Source organism: Allobosea sp. LjRoot237, from assembly GCF_964253285.1.
Taxonomy (GTDB): Bacteria; Pseudomonadota; Alphaproteobacteria; order Rhizobiales; family Beijerinckiaceae; genus Allobosea.
In genome coordinates, this window is sequence record NZ_CAXUQP020000001.1 from 2,405,889 (window position 1) to 2,425,365 (window position 19,477).

Sequence of the window (19,477 nt, forward strand, 5' to 3'; positions counted from 1 at the left end):
AGGGCAGCCTCACGCGTTCGAACTGGCAACCAGGGCCACGAGCGCAGCCTTGGCCTTGCCATTGTCCAATACCGCATAGGCCTGCGCCAGCCCCTCGCCGAGCGTGGCGGCCTTGTCGGCGACGACGAGCGCGGCCGCAGCGTTGAAGGCGGCGATGTCGCGGAAGGCGCTCTTCGCCCCGCCAAGCACCTCCTGCAGCGCCTGTGCATTCTGCGCCGGCTCGCCGCCGCGCAGATCCTCAGGCCTGGCGCGGGCGATGCCGACATCCTCGGGCGCGATCGAGAAGCTCTCGATCTTGCCGTCCTTCAGCGCGATCACGCGGGTCGGGCCTGTCGTGGTGATCTCGTCGAGCCCGTCGGAGCCGTGCACGGCCCAGACCGTCGTGGAGCCGAGCGATTGCAGCACCTTGACCATCGGCTCGAGCCAGGTCTCGGAAAAGGCGCCGATCAGCTGCTTCTTGACGCCGGCCGGGTTCGAAAGCGGCCCGACCAGGTTGAAGATGGTGCGGGTGCCGAGCTCGGTGCGCACCGGTCCGACATGGCGCATCGAGGCGTGGTGGGTCGGCGCGAACATGAAGCCGACGCCGGCCTCGGCGATGCAGCGCTCGGTGCCGGCAGGTTCGAGCCCGACCTTGACGCCGAGTGCGGTCAGCACGTCGGCGGCGCCGGAGCGCGAGGAGGCGGCGCGGTTGCCGTGCTTGGCGACCGGCACGCCGCAAGCCGCGACGATGATCGAGGCCAAGGTCGAGACATTGTAGGAGCCCGAGGCATCGCCGCCGGTGCCGACGATGTCGATGGCATCGGCCGGGGCCTCGACGGTGAGCATGCGCGAACGCATGGCGCTGACGGCGCCGGCGATCTCCTCGGTGGTCTCGCCGCGCACGCGCAACGCCATCAGGAAGGCGGCGGCCTGCGCATTGGTGACCTCGCCGGAGAGCATGGCCTCGAAGGCGTCGCGGGCTTCCTCGCGCGACAGCGAGGCGCCGGTCGCGACCTTGGCGATGAAGGGTTTGAAGTCGTCCATGGGAACTCGATCGATCAGGCTGTCGCGGAAAGGGCGGCTTTGTTCGTATGGCGCGACCATCGCTCGGCGAGATCGAGGAAATTGCGCAGGATCGTCGCCCCGTGCTCGGAGGCGATGCTCTCGGGATGGAATTGCACGCCATGCACCGGCAGCTCGCGATGCGACAGCGCCATGATCATCCCGTCGCCGGATTCGGCCTCGATCGAGAGCTCGGCCGGGCAACTCTCGCGCCGAATGACGAGCGAATGATAGCGCGTCGCCTCGAGCGGGCCGTTGATGCCGTGGAACAGGCCGCGCGCCCGGTGGGTGATGGTCGAGACCTTGCCGTGCATCGGCAGGGGGGCACGCACCACCTCGCCGCCGAAGACCTGGCCGATCGCCTGCAGGCCGAGGCAGACGCCGAAGATCGGCTTTTTATCTGCGCCTTCGCGGACGAGGTCGAGGCAGATGCCGGCTTCGTTCGGCGTGCACGGGCCGGGCGAGAGCACGATCGCGTCATGGTCGCCGGAGAGAGCTTCGTCGACGGAGAGCGTGTCGTTGCGGCGCACGTCGACTTTCGCGCCGAGCCCGCCGATCAGGTGGACCAGGTTCCAGGTAAAGCTGTCGTAATTGTCGATCAGCAGGATGCGCATCGCCTCTAGGCCGTCCCCAACCCAGTTTCTTGGGGTTTGCACATGCCCCCGAACGCGCATGCCGGTCAAGCGCGAGGGCGCGGAGCTGGTTGCTCCGCGCCCTCGCTTTTGGGGCCATTCCCGGGCTCAACCTACACCGTCATTCCGGCTGGAGCGAAGCGGAGTGCCGGAATCAATCGTAGAGCGTCGTGCCCTTCGATGGATTCCGGAGCTGCGCCGCTATGCGGCTTGTCCGGAATGACGATCTCGCAAAGGCTGCCTCACTTCACCCGGCGGTAATGCGCCGTCATGAACTGGACCCATTCGCCGTTCTCGCCCTTGCTGCGCGAGGACAGGATGTGATGGTCCGGGCTCTTGATTTCGAGAATGTCCTGATAGGCCGCCGTCTTGCCCGGCTGAGTGAAGTCCGGGCCTTCGGTGTCGAGCGTCAGCGTTGTGCCGGCGGCATTGCGCGTGCCGGTGTAGACCCATTGATTGCTCATCATCGAGCCGATGAAGGAGCCGACATAGCGCTCCTTCTGCGGATCGTAGCCGAGCGTGATTCGGGTCGTCGCAGGGCTGCCGTCCGGCATGGCGCCGGCGCCGTCTCCGACGAGCCAGAGTCCGCCGAAGGACGAGAACGACTGGGTGCCCGACGACTTCATCGGCGGCTGGTCCGGTCCCATCAGGCATTCGGCCTCATAGGTCCATTCGCCGACGAGCTGGTGGAGCCATTCATGCTCCGCCTGGGGCTTGGCCGGCATGCAGCCGGACAGGTCGCCGACCTGCGGCTTGTCGAGTTCTGCTGCGTTGGTCATGGTCTTCCTCCTTTGCTTGCTTCTTGCGGGTGAACGTCGATCGCGTGCTGGTCAGGCCGCGGCAGCAACCAGTTTCGGCCGCTCAGCGGCCTGCTTGAGGGCGGTGAGGCCTTTGTCGAAATCGCCGCCGACCATGCGGTCCATGTTGAAGATCGTACCCATCAGCTTGCCCATGAACGGGCAGGGCCCTTCCATGCGCCAGGTCACCAGCGTGCCGCCTTCGCTGGGGGCGAGCGTGAAGGTGATCAGGTTGCTGCAGGCCATCGGGCGGGTCATGTCGAGCGTCACCGCGAGCTTCACCGGCGCCTGGACCTCGACGATGGCGAGCTCGCCGGTACCGACCTGCTTGTTGCCGTCGAAGGCATAGACGGCACCGACGCCGGAGGTCGCGCCCTTGAAGCTGCGCTTCATCGCCGGATCCTTCTTCTCATAGGGCGACCAGACGCCCCATTCCTGGAAGTCCGCGAGCAGGGCGAAGATGCGCTCGGGCGTTGCCCGGATCGTCGCGGAACGGCTGACCTCGAAAATATCAGGCTTGCGTGCGGCGACAATGAGGACGCCGGCGACGAAAGCGAGCACGGCGATGACGATGGCGGTGAGCATGGCTTACTCCTATTTGCAGGCGTTTCGGGGCTGGTAGTCCGCCCATCTGCTGCGAGGACGTTGGCGCCTCGGGTGATCCGACAACGCGAGTGAAAATTTTCTTCGCGCTGCGGCGGGCACGTTCTGCCGCTACTTTGGCGATCAGCTCCCTGCCGGGGCATGGCAGCAGGCCGCTGCCGGTTCCTCGCGCCAGCGTCCGGTCATGTCGGTCTTGCCGGGGGTGTCGTAGCGGTCGTGCGGGCGGACCCAGTCGGTCAGATTGCGGCCCGGCCCGGTCTCGTTGCGGCCCTTGGGTGTCATGTCGAGGAACATGTAGGTGCCGAGCACCTCCTCGGCGCCACGCCCGAAGGTCGAATAGGTCAGGTAGATTTCTCCGTCCGCATCCTTCTCGAGGACGGTGAAGCCCGAGAGGTCCTCCAGCGGCGCGGCGATCGTCTCGAAATTGTAGAAGACGTCGTTGTTGGCGAGCTGCTCCGGTGTGTAGGAGACGTCGAAATCGTAGTTGAAGTCGCTGCCATGGGACGAGACCCAGTGGAACTGCCAGCCCATACGGCGCTTATAAGCCTCGATCTCGGCCAGCGGCGCGCGCGCCACCGCGACATAGGCGACATCGTGCCGTTCGAGATGCTTCAGCACACCGTCGACATGATCGGCCTCGAAGGAGCAACCGACGCAGCCTTCAAGTTGGCCGGGCGCCAGCATGAAGTGCTTGACGATGAGCTGGGAGCGGCCGCGGAAGAGGTCGGAGAGCGTCTGCTTTCCGGCCGGCGTGTCGAAGACATAAGTCTTCTCGATCCGGATGCGCGGCAAGGCGCGCCGTTCGGCGGCGACCGCGTCGCGCCGGCGCGTGAGCTCCTTCTCCTTGACGAGCAGGGCCTTGCGGGCGGTGATCCAGTCTTCCTTGCTGACGGTGGTCTGCGTCATGGTCGGTCTCCTCGCTGCAATGGCCGCTTCCGATCCCGAGACTTGAGGATTCCGAAGCAAGCGGTTGTCATCGGCGAGTTTTCTGCCCTGGCCATATCCGACCAGCGCATTCACTCGCCGCCCCTTTGCAGCAAGGACGAATGAGCGGACCTGGCGCCGACACGACACCGGAGAAATTTTTAGCAGCGATGCTTTACCGGCCTCAACCGGCTGCGGCCGGCTCGCCCTCGCGCATCAGCCGGTCGATGTGCTGGCGGATATGGGCGGCTTCGCTAGCCGACCCGGCGAGCCCGATGGCACGGTCGAAGGCAGCGCGCGCCTCGCGGCTGCGGCCGAGCTGCATCAGCAGCCAGCCCTTGAACCCGAAGAAGTAGAAATAGCCCGAGAGCTGCTGTTCCAGTGGCTCGACCGTGGCGAGCGCCGCCTCCGGCCCGCGCAGCTTGGCGATGGCTACGGCGCGGTTGAGCGTGATCACCGGTGAAGGCTGGATATGCTCCAGCGTGGCGTAGAGCACGTCGATCTGGGCCCAGTCGGTCTCGCCCGGCTGCTCTGCGCGGCTATGAACGCCGGCGATCGCCGCCTGGACCTGGTAGGGGCCGGGCCTGCGATGGCGCATCGCCTTGTCGACCAGAGCGAGCCCCTCCGCGATCATCTCGCGATCCCAGAGTGAGCGGTCCTGATCCTCGAGCAGGATGATCTGGCCATTCGCGTCGAGCCTGGCCGGTGCCCGGGCGTGCTGGAGCAGCATCAGCGCCAACAGCCCCATGATCTCCGGCTCGGTCGGGAACAGCCGCAGCAGCAGCCGCATCAGCCGGATCGCCTCCTCACTGAAGGGACGGCGGCGGTCGCTCTCGGCGCCGCTGGCGGAATAACCCTCGTTGAAGACGAGGTAGAGCATCGCCGCCACCGCCGCGAGGCGCTCAGCTCGCTCGACCGGTCCCGGCGTCTCGAAGGGCACGTTGGCGGCGGCGACCCGGCCCTTGGCGCGGGTGATGCGCTGCTCCATTGCGCTTTCGCCGATGAGGAAGGCGCGGGCGATCTGCTTGACGGTCAGCCCCGAGACGATGCGCAGCGCCAGCGCGACCTGCTGTGTCGATGGCAGGTCGGGATGGCAGCAGATGAACAGCAGGCGCAGGATGTCGTCGCGGTAATGGCCGCCGTCGAGCCGCTCGGCGACCTCGCTCTCGGCATCGTCGAGATCGGAGAGCTGGTCGTCCTCCGGTAGGACTGTCTGCTTCTTCTGCCGCCTGACCTGGTCGAGCGCGACATTGCGGCCGACGAAGATCAGCCAGGCGGCGGGATCGCGCGGCGGGCCGTTCTGCGGCCAGGTCCGGAGCGCCCTCAGGCAGGCCTCCTGATAGGCCTCCTCGGCGACGTCGAGATCGCGGAAATAGCGGAGCAGGGCGCTGATCGCCTGAGGGCGCGCCGAGGTCAGCGCCGCATGGATCCAGGCGATCTCCGCCATGATCAGACTCCGGCCGGATAGTAGACGGCGAGCGGGCGGACCTCGAAGGCGCCGCCCGGATTGGCCTCGCCGAGCTCGCGCGCGATGCCGAGCGCCTCGTCGAGATCGGCGACGTCGACGACGTAGAAGCCGAGGAACTGCTCCTTGGTCTCGGCGAAGGGGCCATCGAGGATCAGCGGCGGGTCGCGGTCCTTGCGCAGGGTCGTCGCGGCGGTGGTCGGCAGCAGCCGCGCGACCGGGCCGAGTTTGCCTTCCTTGGCGAGGCGCTGGCGGACCTTTTCGAGGCGGCCCATGACCTCGTCGTTCTGCTCCTTCGACCAGGCCATGACGACCTCTTCGGAATGATAGCAAAGGATGGCGTAGTGCATGCGCAGCGCTCCGGTTCAGGCCAAGGACGTTTGGCCAGGCCGGCAGCCGACAAGGCCGGGCAGAAAAAATCAAGCCGGAGAGCATACCGCATTCATGCAATCGAACTTCATCCTCAGCCCTCATCCTGAGGAGCCGCGAAGCGGCGTCTCGAAGGATGCTCCAAGAGGCAGCGGGGATAACTGGAGCATCCTTCGAGACGCGATCTGCGATCGCTCCTCAGGATGAGGGCTGAGAAATTTGCTGGATCGTTGCGTCACACCACCGGCGGGTTGAGCCGGGCGAAGCCCTCCTGGCGATGATAGGGGAAGGCCGGGTAGGGCGGAACCGTCGCGCTCGCGGTGTCGAGCCTAGCAATCTGCTCGGGCGCCAGCGCCCAGCCGACGGCGCCGAGATTGTCGCGCAATTGCGTCTCGTTGCGGGCGCCGATGATCACGGAGGCGACGGTCGGGCGCTGCAGCAGCCAGTTGATCGCGATCTGCGGGGCTGTTCTGCCGGTCTCCTTGGCGAGTTCGTCGAGTACATCGACGATGTCGTAGAGCTTCTCGTCATCGACGGGCGGGCCGAAATCGGCCGTCTGGTGCAGCCGGCTGCCCTCGGGCAGGGCTTGGCCACGGCGGATTTTGCCGGTGAGGCGGCCCCAGCCGAGCGGACTCCAGACGAGGGCGCCAACGCCCTGGTCGAGGCCGAGCGGCATCAGGTCGAACTCATAGTCGCGGCCGACCAGCGAATAATAGACCTGATGCGCGACATAGCGCGGGAAGCCATGCTTCTCGGCAAGCGCGAGCGATTTCATCAACTGCCAGCCGGCGAAGTTGGAGACGCCGACCTGGCGAATCTTGCCGGCGCGGACCAGCACGTCGAGCGTCGACAGCACCTCCTCGATTGGGGTGAAGGCGTCGAAGGCATGGAGCTGGAGCAGGTCGATATGCTCGGTGCCGAGCCGGCGCAGCGCCGCCTCGGTGCCGTCGATCAGGCGGCTGCGCGAGGAGCCGGCATCGTTGGGGCCGTCGCCCATCGGCAGCGTCATCTTGGTCGAGATCAGGACCTTGTCGCGCCGGCCCTTGATTGCGGCGCCGAGCACCTCCTCGGAGGCGCCGTTCGAATAGACGTCGGCGGTGTCGAACAGGTTGACCCCGGCCTCCAGGCAGATGTCGACGAGACGGGTCGCCTCCTTGGCGTCGCTGGTGCCCCAGGCGCTGAAGAGCGGGCCCTGGCCGCCGAAGGTGCCGGCGCCGAAGCTGAGCGCCGGGACCTTCAGGCCGGAGCGGCCGAGATATCTGTAGTCCATGGTCGAGTTCCTTCTGCGAAGCCGTTGATATTTATGATTGCGGGCAGGAAACGGGGGCGGTCTGGAGCGCCACCCGCTCGCGCTTGTCGAGACGCAGGCTGATCACGGCCAGCACCAGGCTCGCCAGCGGCACGAGGGCGGCGACCCAGGTCACGGCCGCCAGTCCCGGCCCGTGGTCGATGGTGACGCCGCCGAGCCAGGCGCCGAAGGCATTGCCGAGGTTGAAGGCGGCGATGTTGAGGCTGGAGGCGAGATTACGCCCGGCAGGTCCGGCTTTGTCGAGCACGCGCATCTGCAGGGGCGCGACGGTGGCGAAGGCGGCGGCGCCGATCAAGCCGACGAAGATGGTGACCGCGACGGGCGAGCGCAGCGCCGCCGTCATGGCGAAGAGCACGATGGCGAGCGTCGCGGTGGTCGCGAGCAAAGCGACGGGTAGGTTGCGGTCGGCGAGCTTGCCGCCCAGCATGTTGCCGACGATCAGGCCGAGGCCGAAGAGCAGCAGGATCGGCGAGACGGCCTCCTGCGAGAAGCCGGTGATCTCGACCAGGATCGGCTGGATATAGGTGAAGACCGCGAAGACACCGCCGAAGCCGAGCACTGTCATGGCGAGGCCGAACAGCACCTGCGGTTCGGCGAGCACGGCGAGTTCCTGGCGCAACGGCGCGACCTCGACCTTGTCCTTGTCGGCCGGGACGAGGCGGGCGAGCACCAGCATGGCGATGACGCCGATCGCGGCGATGGTCCAGAACGTGGCGCGCCAGCCGAAGTGCAGGCCGAGCCAGGCGCCGGCAGGGACGCCGAGCAGGGTCGCGATGGTGAGGCCGGTGAACATCACAGCGATGGCCGAAGCCTTCTTGTCTTCGGGAACGAGGCTGGTGGCCACGACCGAGCCGACGCCGAAGAAGGTGCCGTGCGCCAGCGAGGTGATGATGCGCGCGGCCATGAGGAGACCGTAGCTCGGCGCGATCGCGCAGGCGATGTTGCCGAGGGTGAAGATCGCCATCAGCAGGATCAGCACCTGCTTGCGCGGCAGCTTGCGCGTGGCCAGCGTCAGGATCGGCGCGCCGACGAAGACGCCGAGCGCGTAGCCGGAGATCAGCAGGCCGGCCATCGAGACGGAGATGCCGAGATCGGTCGCGACCTGCAGCAGCAGGCCCATGATGACGAATTCGGTGGTGCCGATGCCGAAGGCACCGGCGGTGAGGGCATAAACGGCAATGGGCATGGGAGGCTCCGCGCAGGGCGCAAGGGAACGGGTCCCAGCCAGATGGTGCAACGCAGCGGGATGAACTAGGATGCCGCCCGTAACATCACTTGTGACTTGAGTTCATCATGGCAGCTCTGCTCAGCAACCGCTCCGGCGAGATGGAGGTGTTCTCTGCCGTGGTCGAGCGAGGCGGCTTTTCCGCTGCCGCCAAGCTCTTCGGCATGACGCCGTCAGCCGTCAGCAAGCTCGTCACAAGGCTGGAGGCCCGGCTTGGCGCCCGGCTGATCAACCGCTCGACGCGCAAGCTGCAACTGACCGCCGAGGGGCAAGCGTTCCATCAGCGCTGCATCACCATCCTCTCCGACATCGCCGAGGCGGAATGCGAGGCGGCCGCCGGGAGAGCACCGCGCGGCCGAGTGCGCGTCAACGCCAATATCGCCTTCGGCAATCATGTGCTGCTGCCGCTGGTGCCGGCCTTCCTCACCGAGCATCCCGAGCTCTCGCTCGATCTCGTCTTCACCGATCAGGTCGTCGACCTGATCGAGGAGCGGGCCGACATCGCGATCCGGGTGGCGCCCGGGCCCCTACGTGGCAATCAATTGATGGCGCGCAAGATCGGCGAGAGCGGCGTCGCCGTCGTCGCGTCGCCGGAATACATCGCCCGCCATGGCGAGCCGAAGACGCCGGCCGAGCTCGAGAAGCACAACCTGATCGGCTTCAACTTCGCCCGTTCGGTCGAGGGCTGGCCGTTTCGCGTCGGCAGCGAGCTGATCTCGATCGCTGCGGTCGGCAATACGATGGTCGGCGATGGCGAGACGGCGCGCCAGCTTGCCGTCGCCGGCGTCGGCCTCGCGCGGCTCGGGCGCTTCCATACTGAGGCCGAGATCGCCGCCGGGCGGCTCGTCACGGTGCTGGAGGATTTCAATGCCGGCGACATCGAGGTGATCCACGCCGTCTATCTCGGGCAGGGCGGCTTCGTGCCGGCGCGGATGCGCGCCTTCATCGATTTCCTGGCCCGGAATGTCCGGATACGAGCCTGAGCGAATCCACCGTCTTTCCGGGGCAGGCCGAAGGCCTGAGCCCGGAATCCATGAACACAGGATTCGACGCAAAGGTGTCGCGGTTGCCGTAGCGAATGTTCGGCGCCGTGCTGTTCATGGGTTCCGGGCTCGTCGCTTCGCGCCGCCTCGGAATGACGGCGGAGGACTCAGCTGAGCAGCAGGCTGTCGTCGGCGAGCTCCTCGCCACGTACCTGCTTGAACAGTTGCAGGAGGTCCGGCACGTCCATTGTCTTGCGGCGCTCGCCGGCGATGTCGAAGGCGACCTTGCCTTCGTGCAGCATCACGGTGCGGCTGCCATGGTCGAGCGCGTCGCGCATCGAATGGGTGACCATCAGCGCGGTCAGCTTCTGGTCCTCGACGATGCGCCGCGTCAGGTCGAGCACGAAGGCGGCCGTGCGCGGATCGAGCGCGGCGGTATGCTCGTCGAGCAACAGGGTCTTGGTTCCCGCCAGCGTCGACATCAGCAGGCTGACCGCCTGGCGCTGCCCACCCGACAGGAGCCCCATCGAATCGCCGAGTCGGTTCTCCAGCCCGAGGCCGAGCATCGCCAGCTTGTCGCGGAACAGGGCGCGGCGCGGCTTGTCGAGTGCCGGGCCGAGACCGCGACTGCGCCCGCGCGCCTGGGCCAACGCCATGTTCTCCTCGATCGTTAGGCGCTCGCAGGTGCCGGCCATCGGGTCCTGGAAGACGCGGGCGATCAGGCCGGCCCGCTTCGGCGTCGGCCAGCGCGTCACGTCGATGCCGTCGACTTCGACCGTGCCGCTTTCGGCCCGGGCGTCGCCGCTGAGGACATTGAGGAGCGTCGACTTGCCGGCGCCGTTGGAGCCGATGACAGTGATGAACTCGCCATCCGACACCGTCAGGTCGAGCCCGCGCAGCGCCCGGTTCTCCAGCGGTGTGCCACGTCCGAAAGTAACGTGGACATCGCGAACGCTGATCATGACGCGCTCCGCTTGAACAGGCCGCGCAGCGGATTGGCGACGGTGGGCAGCATCAGAGCGATGCCGACCAGCACCGCGGTGACGAGATTGAGATCGGAGGCGCGCAGGCCGAGCCAGCCGGCATTCAGGGCGAGCGCGATGGCGAGACGGTAGGCGATGGCGCCGATCAGACAGGAGAAGACTGCCACAACGATCGACCTCGAGCGGAAGATAGTCTCGCCCAGAATAACGGCGGCAAGGCCGGCGATGATGGTGCCGGTGCCGATGCTGACATCGGCGAAGCCCGCCGTCTGCGCGAACAGGGCGCCGGCCAGAGCGACGAGGCCGTTGGAGAGGGCGACGCCGACATAGATGTACATGTCGGTGCGGATGCCCTGTGCGCGGGCCATGCGCGGATTGGCGCCGGTGGCGCGCATGGCAAGCCCGAATTCGGTCTTCAGGAAGCGGGCGAGCAAAGCGGCGATCACGGTGACGATGATCAGCAAGGCGAGCACCCGCAAGGCCGGGCGGGCGGGCAGCCCCATGGCAGCGATGAAGGGGTTCAGCCAGGCGAAGAAGTCGATCACCGTCGGCCGGTTCATCAGCGGGATATTGGGCACGCCCATGACCCGCAGATTGATCGAGAACAGCGCCGTCATCGTCAGGATGCCGGCGAGCAGGTGCAGGATCGAAAAGCGGATGTTGAGCCAGGCGGTGACCGTGCCGGCAAGGCAGCCGGCGACGATCGCCGCCAGTGTGGCGAAGACAGGATTGACGCCGCCCGCGATCATCGCTGCCGCGACCGCGGCGCCGAGCGGCAGGGTGCCGTCGACCGTGAGGTCCGGAAAGTCGAGCACGCGGAAGGTGATGTAGACGCCGAGCGCCACGAGAGCGAACACCAGTCCGATCTCGATGGCGCCCAGGGTGGCGATGAGGCTCATCGGTCGCCCTGCCGATGCAAGCCTTGAATGACGACACGATTTTCGAAGATCGGGGCCTTCGCTTGAAGGTCGCGCGCGTCCCCTTCCCCCCGCCTGCGGTGGGGAAGGGTTAGGGATGGGGGGCCGCAAAGCAGGGCTCGCGTCTTCTTCAAGGTCGCGCCGAGCGGCACTGCCCCCCACCCAACCCTCCCCACCGCAAGCGGGGGGAGGGCCTGAGCCCGCTGGCAACCGCAGAAAATCCTTTCGAACGATTGCCCTGTTTCGGCGATGCGGATCAATTGATCACCTGCTTGGCGCGCGCCTGCACCGCCGGCGGGATGGTCACGCCCATGGCGGCCGCGGCCTTCGTGTTGATGACGAGGTTGCTGCCGCTGGCATTCTTGACCGGGATGGTGCCGGGCTTCTCGCCCTTGAGGACGCGCACGACCACCGCGCCCGTCTCGACGCCGACCTGGAAATAGTCGAAGCCGATCGAGGCGACCGAGCCCTTCTGGACCGACTCCGTATCACCGGTGAAGACCGGCAGCTTGTTGTCGGCGCCGACGTTCAGAACCGTGCCGAGCGCCGAGATGATGGTGTTGTCGGTGGGCAGATAGATCGCGTCGACCTTGCCGACCAGGTTCTGCGCCGCGCCGGAGACATCGGCGGTGCGGCCGGCCGAGGCCTCGACGATCTGGAGGCCGCGGGCGGGCGCCAGGGCCTTGACCGCGTTGAGGAGGGCGACGCTGTTGGCCTCGCCCGGATTGTAGACGATGCCGATCCGCTTGGCCGTCGGGACCAGTTCCTTGATCAGGTCGAACTGCGCTTCCAGCGGGGAGAAGTCGGAAATGCCGGTGACGTTGCCGCCCGGCGCCTGCCTGTCCTTGACGATCTGGGCCGCGACCGGGTCGGTCACGGCGGTGAACACCACCGGAATCGTCTGCGTCGCCGTGACCATCGCCTGGGCAGAGGGGGTCGCGATCGCGACGATCACAGTCGGGTTCTCGCCGGCGAATTTCTGGGCGATCTGCGCTGCCGTCGCCGGGGAGCCCTGCGCCGATTCATAGCGGAAGGTGAGGTTGGCACCGTCCTTGTAACCGGCATCCTCAAGCGCCTTCTTGACGCCGTCGCGGGCGGCATCGAGCGCCGGATGCTCGACGATGGCGGTGACTGCGACGGTCACCTTCTGAGCCTGCTGCGCGAATGCGGCCGTGCCGGCCAGAAGTGCCAGAGCGAGACTGCCGCCAATCATGGTTGCTTTGAAACGCATTGTTTCGTCTCCCAGTGTCGAGCCTTGTCTTGCCTGCTGCAAACATTGGCTGGGCCGACAAGGTCTTGTCGTGTTCAATGATGAGGGCCGCCCAAAGCAACCTCAGGCTAGTGAGCGGCGATCTCGATTACCGGCAATATGCGCGGGCGAAATTGCGTCGCGCAAGTGAGCAGGCCGCATGCGCCTGTGGGACTTGCGCATGCGAGCGAGCGCCTCCGGATCATTGCCCCCGCCGGCTGCGCGCGGCGAAGCGGACGGCCTCCTCGGCAGCCTTGAACAGGGCTTTCGCCTTGTTGATGCATTCGAGCTGTTCGGAAGCCGGATTCGAATCGTAGACGATGCCGGCGCCGGCCTGGACCTGCATGCGGCCGTCCTGGACGACCGCGGTGCGCAGGACGATGCAGGTGTCCATCTCGCCATTGGCGCCGAAATAGCCGATGCAGCCGCCATAGGCGCCGCGTCCGTCCTTTTCGAGCTCGTCTATGATCTCCATGGCGCGCACCTTGGGTGCGCCGGAGACGGTGCCGGCCGGGAAGCCGGCAGCGAGCGCCGACAATGCGTCGTGCTCGCCGGAGATGCGTCCCTCGACGTTCGAGACGATGTGCATCACCTGGCTATAGCGCTCGATGAAGAAGGAATCGGTGACGCTGACGCTGCCGATCTCAGCGACCCGGCCGACATCGTTGCGGCCGAGATCGAGCAGCATCAGATGCTCGGCCCGTTCCTTCGGATCGGCCAGCAGCTCGTCGGCGAGCGCCTCGTCAGCCGCCGGCGTGGCGCCGCGCGGCCGCGTGCCCGCGATCGGCCGGATCGTGACCTTGCCGTCGCGTAGCCGGACCAGGATCTCGGGGCTGGAGCAGACGACCTGGAAGCGCTCGAAGTCGAGATAGCAGAGGAAGGGCGCCGGATTGACCCGCCGCAGCGCCCGGTAAAGCGCGAAGGGCGGCAATTCGAACGGCGCCTCGAAGCGCTGCGAGAGCACGACCTGGAAGATGTCGCCGGCGCGGACATATTCCTGCGCCGTCGCCACCATGGCGTGGAATTCGGCCTCGCTGGTGTTCGAGACGGATTCGGGATGGGGAATCGCGGCGATATCGATGCCGGCCTCGGCGGGCAGGGGACCTTCGAGCGCCCGCACCACCGCATCGAGCCGCTCCTGCGCTCGCTCATGAGCAATGCGGGCCGAAACGCCAGCCTGAGGCCTGACCGGTGTCACCACCGTGATTTCGTCGCGGATCGAATCGAACACCACCATCAGCGTCGGCCGCGTCAGGATGGCGTCGGGCACGTCCGGCCCGGTCGCCTTCGGCTCGGGCAGACGCTCCATCAGTCGCACCATGTCGTAGCCGAGATAGCCGAAGACGCCGGCAGCCATCGGCGGCAGTCCGTCGCGATCGGGGATCGCGCTCTCGGCGAGCAAGGCACGCAGGGAGTCGAAGGCGGGACGCGGATCGGAAACGAAATCCTCGCCTTGCGCAGGACGGCAGAGTGAGGCCTGCCCGCGATGGCAGCGCCAGATCAGGTCTGGGTCGAGCCCGATCATCGAGTAGCGGCCGCGCACGGCGCCGCCCTCGACGGATTCCAGCAGGAAGGCGGGGCCGCGATGGGCCTGGCGCAGCTTGAGGAAGGCGCCGACCGGCGTCTCGCAATCGCCGACCAGCGACAGCGTCAGCAATTGTGGCTCGCCGGCCGCGTAGGCGGTGGCGAAGCGGGCGAAGTCGGCGGCCGGTTCCATATGGCCTGCTTCAGTTCTGGCCGCCGGTGGCATTGCGCAGCGCCGCCTGGTTGACCTGGACGCCGAGATCGTTCTGCAGCTTGCCGACATATTGGGCGAGGATGTCCTCGCTGATGCTCGATGTCAGCAGGCGGACGAAATTCTCGGCTTCCTCGGCGGTGCGGACATAAGGGGTGACCGTCGCCGCCTTGACCTGGAAGACGACTCGGCCGGCATTGTCGACCGCAGCCGAACCGGCCTTGCCGGCAGGCGTGCCGAAGACCAGCGAGACGACGTTACGCGGCAGGGCGTCGCTCTGGTCTTGACGGCCGAGCGTCGCATCCTCGAAGGCGAGGCCCTGCGCGAATGCGAGCGCGTCGAGCTTCTCGCCGGCGTCGAGCTTCTGCACGATCTCGCGTGCCCTGGCCGAGAGGCGGGAGGCGATCTCGTCGGCGCGCCATTGCTTCTCGACCTCGGCCTTGACCTCGTCGAAGCTGCGCTCGCGCGGCGGGTCGATCTTGCTGACGTCGAACCAGACATAGCCGCCATTGCTCGGCAGGCGGATCGCCTCGTTGTCGACGCCGATATCGGTGCGGAAGATCGCCTGCTGCGTCGCGTCGCCGCCGGGGAGGGCGGTCTCCTGCGTACCATCGGCCTTGCCGAGGCTGGAATTGGCCGGGCCGAACGAGCGCAGCGCAAGTCCGAACTCCTTGGCGATCTCGGCCAGCGGCTTGGCCGAGGCGCGCTGGTCCTCGATCTTGTCATGCAGCTCGGTCATCTGCTCGGCGGCACGCGAGGTGGCGACGTCGCGGCGGACTTCGTCGGCGACCTCCTCGAAGCTCTTCAGCCGTGCCGGCTCGATCGTGGGAACACGCAGCAACACGATGCCGAAACCGCCCTGCACGGGCTCGCTGACCGCGCCCTGCGCCAGGGCAAAGGCTGCGTCGCGCACGGCCGGGTCGAACAGGCCCTCGCGGGTGAAGGTGCCGAGCGTCAGATCGGCGGCGGCGATGTTGCGGCTGGCGCCGACCGCCTCGAAGGTCTCGCCGGCGTCGATCCTCGCCTTGGCAGCCCGGGCCTCTTCGATGGAGGGGAAGCCGATCTGCTGGACGGTGCGGCGCTCGGCCGAGCCGAAGCGCTGGGCCTTGACCTGCTCGTAACGGGCGCGGGCGTCGGCCTCGCTGACCTTGGCGGGGTCGGCGAGGTTGGCAGCCGTCAGGACGAGCACATTGGCGGTCCGATATTCGGGGGCGCGGAAGGCGGCCTTGCGCTCGTCGAAATACTTGCGCAGCGCGTCCTCGGCCGGAGCGGCGATCTCGCCGGCAGCGCTGTCGGGTAAGGTGACGTAGCCGATCTCGCGCTTCTCATGGCGCAGACGATGGCCGAGCTCCTGCAGCGCGCCGGGGGCCGTGACCGCGCCGACCACCATCTCGGCGAGTTCCTGGCGCATCGTCACGGCGCGCTGCTCGCGTACGAAGCCCTGTTCGTTGACGCCCGTCGCGCGCAGCAGCTCGTTGAAACGGTTGGGGTCGAACTGGCCGGAAGCGTTCTTCAGGTTCGGATCGTTGAAGAGGATGTTGCGGACGGTCTCGTCGGAAACAGCGAGGCCGAGCCTAGTGGCGGTCTGGTCCAGTGCCGCATCGGTGACGAGGCGCGAAAGCACGCGCTGGTCGAGGCCGAGCGCCCGCGCCAGTTCGGGGCTGATCTGGCGGCGCTGCTGGCGCGTCAGCTGCTGGACCTCGTTCTGATAGGCCGTGCGCACCTGCTCGAGGCCGATCTCGGTCTTGCCGACGACGGCGACGGCGTTGCGGCCATAGCCACGGAAGATGTCGCCAATGCCCCAGACCGCGAAGGAGATGATCAGGAAGCCGAACATCACGGCGATGATGAGCTTGCCGATCAAGCTCTGCCCCGCCTTGCGGATGCCCTGCATCATCATGGTCTTGTCTTCCCGATCCTCTCGCGGCCATGCCGCTGCGCGCCGCTTATAGGAAGAGCAACGGCTCCCGGCAATCGCTCTGGATCGCCTCGATTGCGATCGGGGTACGGCATTGCTAGAGCCGAACGGACAAGAATTGGAGAGCAGCCGTGACACGAACGATCAAGCCGCTGGTGGCGGGCAACTGGAAGATGAACGGGCTGAAGGCCGATCTCGCCATCGCCGCCGAGGTCGCCAAGGGCCATGACGTGGCACTGCGACGCGCCGTCGACCTCGCCATCTGCCCGCCCGCGACACTGCTCTTCACGTTGACGGCTTCGCTGATCGGTTCGCGCATCGCGACCGGCGGGCAGGATTGCAGCGCCCATGCGAGCGGCGCCTATACCGGCGAAACCTCGGCAGCGATGCTGGTCGATGCCGGCGCGAGCTACGCGATTGTCGGTCATTCCGAGCGCCGCACCCTGCATGGCGAAAGCAACGCGACGGTCAAGGCCAAGGCCGAGGCGGGGCTTGCGGCAGGGCTGACGCCGATCATCTGTGTCGGCGAGACCAAGGACGAGCGAGAGGCCGGCAAGGCACTGGCCGTGGTGAAGAAGCAGCTGCGCGGCTCGGTGCCCGACGGCGCGACGGCGGCCTCCCTTGTCGTCGCCTATGAGCCGGTCTGGGCGATCGGCACCGGTCTGACGCCGACGGCGGCGGATGTCGCCGAAATGCATGAAGCGATCCGCGCCGAGCTCGGGCGTATCCTCGGCAAGGCGATGGCGGCCGGTGTCCGGCTGCTTTATGGCGGCTCGGTCAAGCCGAGCAATGCGGTGGAACTCATGAACGTCGCCAATGTCGATGGCGCGCTCGTCGGTGGCGCCAGTCTCAAGGCCGAGGACTTCCTTTCGATCGCGCGCGCCTGCGCCTGATCAAATGCTCAAGCCCTCCCCCCGCTTGCGGTGGGGAGGGTTGGGTGGGGGGGCAGTGCCGCTCGACACTTTACTGGAAGAAGTCCCGAGCCCTGCTTTCCGGTCCCCCATCCCTAACCCTTCCCCACCGCAAGCGGGGGGAAGGGGACCACGATGCGGCTGAAGATGAAATCGCGGGTGGCATGGGCGGGAAGCCCATGCTATGGCCAGCGCCGACCCGCGGGATGCCGCCATCTTGGCAGGCGCCCGCGCCATACCCATTTCGTGAGCCATGCAGAACGTTCTCATCGTCATTCACCTGCTGATCGTGATCGCGCTCGTCGGCGTCGTGCTGCTCCAGCGTTCCGAAGGCGGCGGCCTCGGCATGGGCTCCGGCGGTGGCGGCGGTGTCGGTGGCTTCATGACCGGCCGCGGTCAGGCCAATGCGCTGACCCGCGCGACGGCGATCCTTGCCGGCCTGTTCTTCATCACCTCGCTGGTGCTGGCGGTGATGGCGACGCAGGGCCGGACGCAGCGCTCGATCATCGACGGCGCCCCGGCTCCGGCGGGCACCACCGCGCCGGCCGCTCCGAGCGGGCCCTCCGCGCCGAATGCCGGCGGGGTGCTCGACCAGCTCCGGCAGATGCAGAACCAAGGCGGATCGCAACCGCCGCAACCAGGCGCACCGACACGGTGAGCTGGACAGGGCAGGGGCCGGGAAACCGGCCCTTCTCTTTTGTGGACAAGCGTGCGGCGCGGATCGGACCCTCGTCACGGCGCTTAGCGAATCGAACTCAAGGCGTTAAAGGTGACCTCCCATGACGCGGTATGTTTTCATCACCGGCGGCGTGGTGTCCTCGCTTGGCAAAGGCCTGGCGGCGGCGGCTCTGGCTGCTCTCCTGCAGGCGCGTGGCCATACGGTCCGCCTGCGCAAGCTCGACCCCTACCTCAATGTCGATCCGGGCACGATGAGCCCGTATCAGCACGGCGAGGTCTTCGTCACCGATGACGGAGCCGAGACCGATCTCGACCTTGGCCATTACGAGCGCTTCACCGGCCGGCCCTGCAACAAGGGCGACAATATCACCACCGGCCGCATCTACATGGACATCCTGACGCGCGAGCGCCGGGGCGACTATCTCGGCGCCACCATCCAGGTGATCCCGCACGTCACCAATGCGATCAAGGAATTCGTCCTCTCGGGCAATGACGGCTACGACTTCGTGCTGGTCGAGATCGGCGGCACGGTCGGCGACATCGAGAGCCTGCCTTTCCTGGAGGCCATTCGCCAGACCGGTCAGCAATTGCCGCGCGGCCAGTGCATCTTCGTGCACTTGACGCTGCTGCCCTACATCCCGACTGCCGGCGAATTGAAGACCAAGCCGACGCAGCATTCGGTCGCCGAACTGCGCTCGATCGGCATCCAGCCCGACATCCTGCTCTGCCGCACCGATCGCGAGATTCCACACGAGGAGCGGCGCAAGCTCGCGCTGTTCTGCAATGTCCGCGAAACCGCGGTGATCGAGGCGCGCGACGTCGCCTCGATCTACGACGTGCCGCTGTCCTATCACGCCGAGGGGCTCGACACCGAGGTGCTGGCGGCGTTCGGCATGGACGACAAGACCGCACCCGACATCAGCAACTGGCGACGCATCTCCGAGCGGATCAAGAACCCGGAAGGCGAGGTCACGATCGCCATCGTCGGCAAGTACACCGGGATGAAGGACGCCTATAAGTCGCTGATCGAGGCCCTGACCCATGGCGGCATCGCCAACCGGGTCAAGGTCAATCTCGACTGGATCGAGTCGGAGGTCTTCGAGAAAGAGGACCCGGCGCCCTTCCTCGAGCATGTCCACGGCATCCTGGTGCCCGGCGGCTTCGGCCATCGCGGCGCTGAAGGCAAGATCAAGGCGGCGAGCTTCGCAAGGCAACGCAAGGTGCCCTATTTCGGCATCTGCTTCGGCATGCAGATGGCAGTGATCGAGGCGGCGCGCTCGCTCGCCGGCATCAAGGACGCCAATTCGACCGAGTTCGGCCCGACCAGCCAGCCCGTCGTCGGCCTGATGACGGAGTGGATGCGCGGCAACGAGCTGGAACAGCGTTTTTCCGGCGGCGATCTCGGCGGCACGATGCGGCTTGGCGCTTACCAGTCGAATCTGTCGGCCGACACCAAGATCGCGAAGATCTACGGCTCGACCGAGATCTCCGAGCGGCACCGCCACCGCTACGAGGTCAATATGGGCTACCGCGAGCAGCTCGAGGGCAAGGGCCTGCGCTTCAGCGGCGTTTCGCCCGACGGCCTGCTGCCGGAGACGGTCGAGTATCCCGACCATCCCTGGTTCATCGGCGTGCAGTACCATCCCGAGCTGAAGTCGCGGCCGTTCGAGCCGCATCCGCTGTTCGCCAGTTTCATCGAGGCGGCGGTGGTGCAGAGCCGCCTGGTCTGAACCGCTGA

The 19,477-nt window shown here is 66.9% G+C and carries 18 protein-coding genes; 4 read left to right on the forward strand and 14 right to left on the reverse strand.

The features are described from left to right. Positions 1 to 9: 9 nt before the first annotated feature. From trpD to ACSQ24_RS11725, 9 genes are all read right to left on the reverse strand, one after another. Positions 10 to 1,023 carry an anthranilate phosphoribosyltransferase gene (gene trpD, locus ACSQ24_RS11685; protein ID WP_436094832.1) on the reverse strand — a complete coding sequence of 338 codons (1,014 nt, stop codon included), beginning with the start codon at positions 1,021 to 1,023 and terminating at the stop codon, positions 10 to 12. Positions 1,024 to 1,037: 14 nt separating this feature from the next. Beyond that, the gene (locus tag ACSQ24_RS11690) at positions 1,038 to 1,655 is read right to left on the reverse strand and encodes an anthranilate synthase component II (protein ID WP_436094833.1); all 618 of its coding nucleotides are present in this window, start codon (positions 1,653 to 1,655) and stop codon (positions 1,038 to 1,040) included. Positions 1,656 to 1,915: 260 nt separating this feature from the next. Beyond that, a complete protein-coding gene (locus ACSQ24_RS11695; RefSeq protein WP_436094834.1) occupies positions 1,916 to 2,452 on the reverse strand; it encodes a DUF1579 domain-containing protein in 537 nt (178 codons plus the stop codon). Between the two features lie 51 nt (positions 2,453 to 2,503). After that, positions 2,504 to 3,055 carry an SRPBCC family protein gene (locus tag ACSQ24_RS11700; protein ID WP_436094835.1) on the reverse strand — a complete coding sequence of 184 codons (552 nt, stop codon included), beginning with the start codon at positions 3,053 to 3,055 and terminating at the stop codon, positions 2,504 to 2,506. 141 nt (positions 3,056 to 3,196) lie between these two features. Next, entirely contained in the window at positions 3,197 to 3,979 is a 783-nt protein-coding gene (locus ACSQ24_RS11705; RefSeq protein WP_436094836.1) for a DUF899 domain-containing protein, read from the reverse strand. A gap of 202 nt (positions 3,980 to 4,181) precedes the next feature. Beyond that, positions 4,182 to 5,444: an RNA polymerase sigma factor gene (locus ACSQ24_RS11710; RefSeq protein WP_436094837.1), complete on the reverse strand. Its 1,263-nt coding sequence runs from the start codon at positions 5,442 to 5,444 to the stop codon at positions 4,182 to 4,184. A 2-nt stretch (positions 5,445 to 5,446) separates the two neighbouring features. Further along, the gene (locus ACSQ24_RS11715) at positions 5,447 to 5,812 is read right to left on the reverse strand and encodes a YciI family protein (RefSeq protein WP_436094838.1); all 366 of its coding nucleotides are present in this window, start codon (positions 5,810 to 5,812) and stop codon (positions 5,447 to 5,449) included. A 254-nt stretch (positions 5,813 to 6,066) separates the two neighbouring features. Further along, positions 6,067 to 7,101 carry an aldo/keto reductase gene (locus tag ACSQ24_RS11720; RefSeq protein ID WP_436094839.1) on the reverse strand — a complete coding sequence of 345 codons (1,035 nt, stop codon included), beginning with the start codon at positions 7,099 to 7,101 and terminating at the stop codon, positions 6,067 to 6,069. 31 nt (positions 7,102 to 7,132) lie between these two features. After that, on the reverse strand, positions 7,133 to 8,326 hold the full coding sequence (locus tag ACSQ24_RS11725) for an MFS transporter (RefSeq protein ID WP_436094840.1): 1,194 nt from the start codon (positions 8,324 to 8,326) through the stop codon (positions 7,133 to 7,135). A gap of 107 nt (positions 8,327 to 8,433) precedes the next feature. Between ACSQ24_RS11725 and ACSQ24_RS11730 the strand changes: the two genes are divergently transcribed. Continuing rightward, entirely contained in the window at positions 8,434 to 9,348 is a 915-nt protein-coding gene (locus ACSQ24_RS11730; protein ID WP_436094841.1) for a LysR family transcriptional regulator, read from the forward strand. 167 nt (positions 9,349 to 9,515) lie between these two features. Here the strand turns inward: ACSQ24_RS11730 and ACSQ24_RS11735 are convergent, their stop codons facing one another. The 5 genes from ACSQ24_RS11735 to ACSQ24_RS11755 form a co-directional block, all read right to left on the reverse strand. Continuing rightward, positions 9,516 to 10,310, reverse strand: a complete 795-nt coding sequence (locus tag ACSQ24_RS11735; RefSeq protein ID WP_436094842.1) for an ABC transporter ATP-binding protein — start codon at positions 10,308 to 10,310, stop codon at positions 9,516 to 9,518. After that, a complete protein-coding gene (locus ACSQ24_RS11740) occupies positions 10,307 to 11,230 on the reverse strand; it encodes an ABC transporter permease (RefSeq protein ID WP_436094843.1) in 924 nt (307 codons plus the stop codon). The genes ACSQ24_RS11735 and ACSQ24_RS11740 overlap by 4 nt, the downstream gene beginning before the upstream one ends. A 274-nt stretch (positions 11,231 to 11,504) precedes the next feature. After that, positions 11,505 to 12,479: an ABC transporter substrate-binding protein gene (locus tag ACSQ24_RS11745; RefSeq protein ID WP_436094844.1), complete on the reverse strand. Its 975-nt coding sequence runs from the start codon at positions 12,477 to 12,479 to the stop codon at positions 11,505 to 11,507. A 220-nt stretch (positions 12,480 to 12,699) separates the two neighbouring features. Then, the gene (gene trpE / locus ACSQ24_RS11750) at positions 12,700 to 14,214 is read right to left on the reverse strand and encodes an anthranilate synthase component I (RefSeq protein WP_436094845.1); all 1,515 of its coding nucleotides are present in this window, start codon (positions 14,212 to 14,214) and stop codon (positions 12,700 to 12,702) included. 10 nt (positions 14,215 to 14,224) lie between these two features. Then, a complete protein-coding gene (locus ACSQ24_RS11755; protein ID WP_436094846.1) occupies positions 14,225 to 16,132 on the reverse strand; it encodes a SurA N-terminal domain-containing protein in 1,908 nt (635 codons plus the stop codon). A 149-nt stretch (positions 16,133 to 16,281) separates the two neighbouring features. Here ACSQ24_RS11755 and tpiA point away from each other — a divergent pair, with 149 nt between their 5' ends. From tpiA to ACSQ24_RS11770, 3 genes are all read left to right on the forward strand, one after another. After that, positions 16,282 to 17,043, forward strand: coding sequence for a triose-phosphate isomerase (gene tpiA / locus ACSQ24_RS11760; protein WP_436094847.1), 762 nt, complete (start codon positions 16,282 to 16,284; stop codon positions 17,041 to 17,043). Between the two features lie 271 nt (positions 17,044 to 17,314). Continuing rightward, positions 17,315 to 17,719, forward strand: a complete 405-nt coding sequence (secG, locus tag ACSQ24_RS11765; RefSeq protein ID WP_436094848.1) for a preprotein translocase subunit SecG — start codon at positions 17,315 to 17,317, stop codon at positions 17,717 to 17,719. 121 nt (positions 17,720 to 17,840) lie between these two features. Next, complete coding sequence (locus tag ACSQ24_RS11770; protein ID WP_436094849.1) at positions 17,841 to 19,469, forward strand: CTP synthase; 1,629 nt, start codon at positions 17,841 to 17,843, stop codon at positions 19,467 to 19,469. Positions 19,470 to 19,477 lie beyond the last annotated feature (8 nt).

Coding starts and splice junctions, on each gene's coding strand:
- ACSQ24_RS11755 (WP_436094846.1), bottom strand. CDS start 16,132: ATGATGATGCAGGGCATCCGCAAGGCGGGGCAGAGCTTGATCGGCAAG.
- ACSQ24_RS11770 (WP_436094849.1), top strand. CDS start 17,841: ATGACGCGGTATGTTTTCATCACCGGCGGCGTGGTGTCCTCGCTTGGC.
- ACSQ24_RS11730 (WP_436094841.1), top strand. CDS start 8,434: ATGGCAGCTCTGCTCAGCAACCGCTCCGGCGAGATGGAGGTGTTCTCT.
- trpD (WP_436094832.1), bottom strand. CDS start 1,023: ATGGACGACTTCAAACCCTTCATCGCCAAGGTCGCGACCGGCGCCTCG.
- ACSQ24_RS11690 (WP_436094833.1), bottom strand. CDS start 1,655: ATGCGCATCCTGCTGATCGACAATTACGACAGCTTTACCTGGAACCTG.
- ACSQ24_RS11695 (WP_436094834.1), bottom strand. CDS start 2,452: ATGACCAACGCAGCAGAACTCGACAAGCCGCAGGTCGGCGACCTGTCC.
- ACSQ24_RS11725 (WP_436094840.1), bottom strand. CDS start 8,326: ATGCCCATTGCCGTTTATGCCCTCACCGCCGGTGCCTTCGGCATCGGC.
- ACSQ24_RS11705 (WP_436094836.1), bottom strand. CDS start 3,979: ATGACGCAGACCACCGTCAGCAAGGAAGACTGGATCACCGCCCGCAAG.
- ACSQ24_RS11715 (WP_436094838.1), bottom strand. CDS start 5,812: ATGCACTACGCCATCCTTTGCTATCATTCCGAAGAGGTCGTCATGGCC.
- ACSQ24_RS11735 (WP_436094842.1), bottom strand. CDS start 10,310: ATGATCAGCGTTCGCGATGTCCACGTTACTTTCGGACGTGGCACACCG.
- trpE (WP_436094845.1), bottom strand. CDS start 14,214: ATGGAACCGGCCGCCGACTTCGCCCGCTTCGCCACCGCCTACGCGGCC.
- ACSQ24_RS11745 (WP_436094844.1), bottom strand. CDS start 12,479: ATGCGTTTCAAAGCAACCATGATTGGCGGCAGTCTCGCTCTGGCACTT.
- ACSQ24_RS11720 (WP_436094839.1), bottom strand. CDS start 7,101: ATGGACTACAGATATCTCGGCCGCTCCGGCCTGAAGGTCCCGGCGCTC.
- ACSQ24_RS11710 (WP_436094837.1), bottom strand. CDS start 5,444: ATGGCGGAGATCGCCTGGATCCATGCGGCGCTGACCTCGGCGCGCCCT.
- secG (WP_436094848.1), top strand. CDS start 17,315: ATGCAGAACGTTCTCATCGTCATTCACCTGCTGATCGTGATCGCGCTC.
- ACSQ24_RS11700 (WP_436094835.1), bottom strand. CDS start 3,055: ATGCTCACCGCCATCGTCATCGCCGTGCTCGCTTTCGTCGCCGGCGTC.
- ACSQ24_RS11740 (WP_436094843.1), bottom strand. CDS start 11,230: ATGAGCCTCATCGCCACCCTGGGCGCCATCGAGATCGGACTGGTGTTC.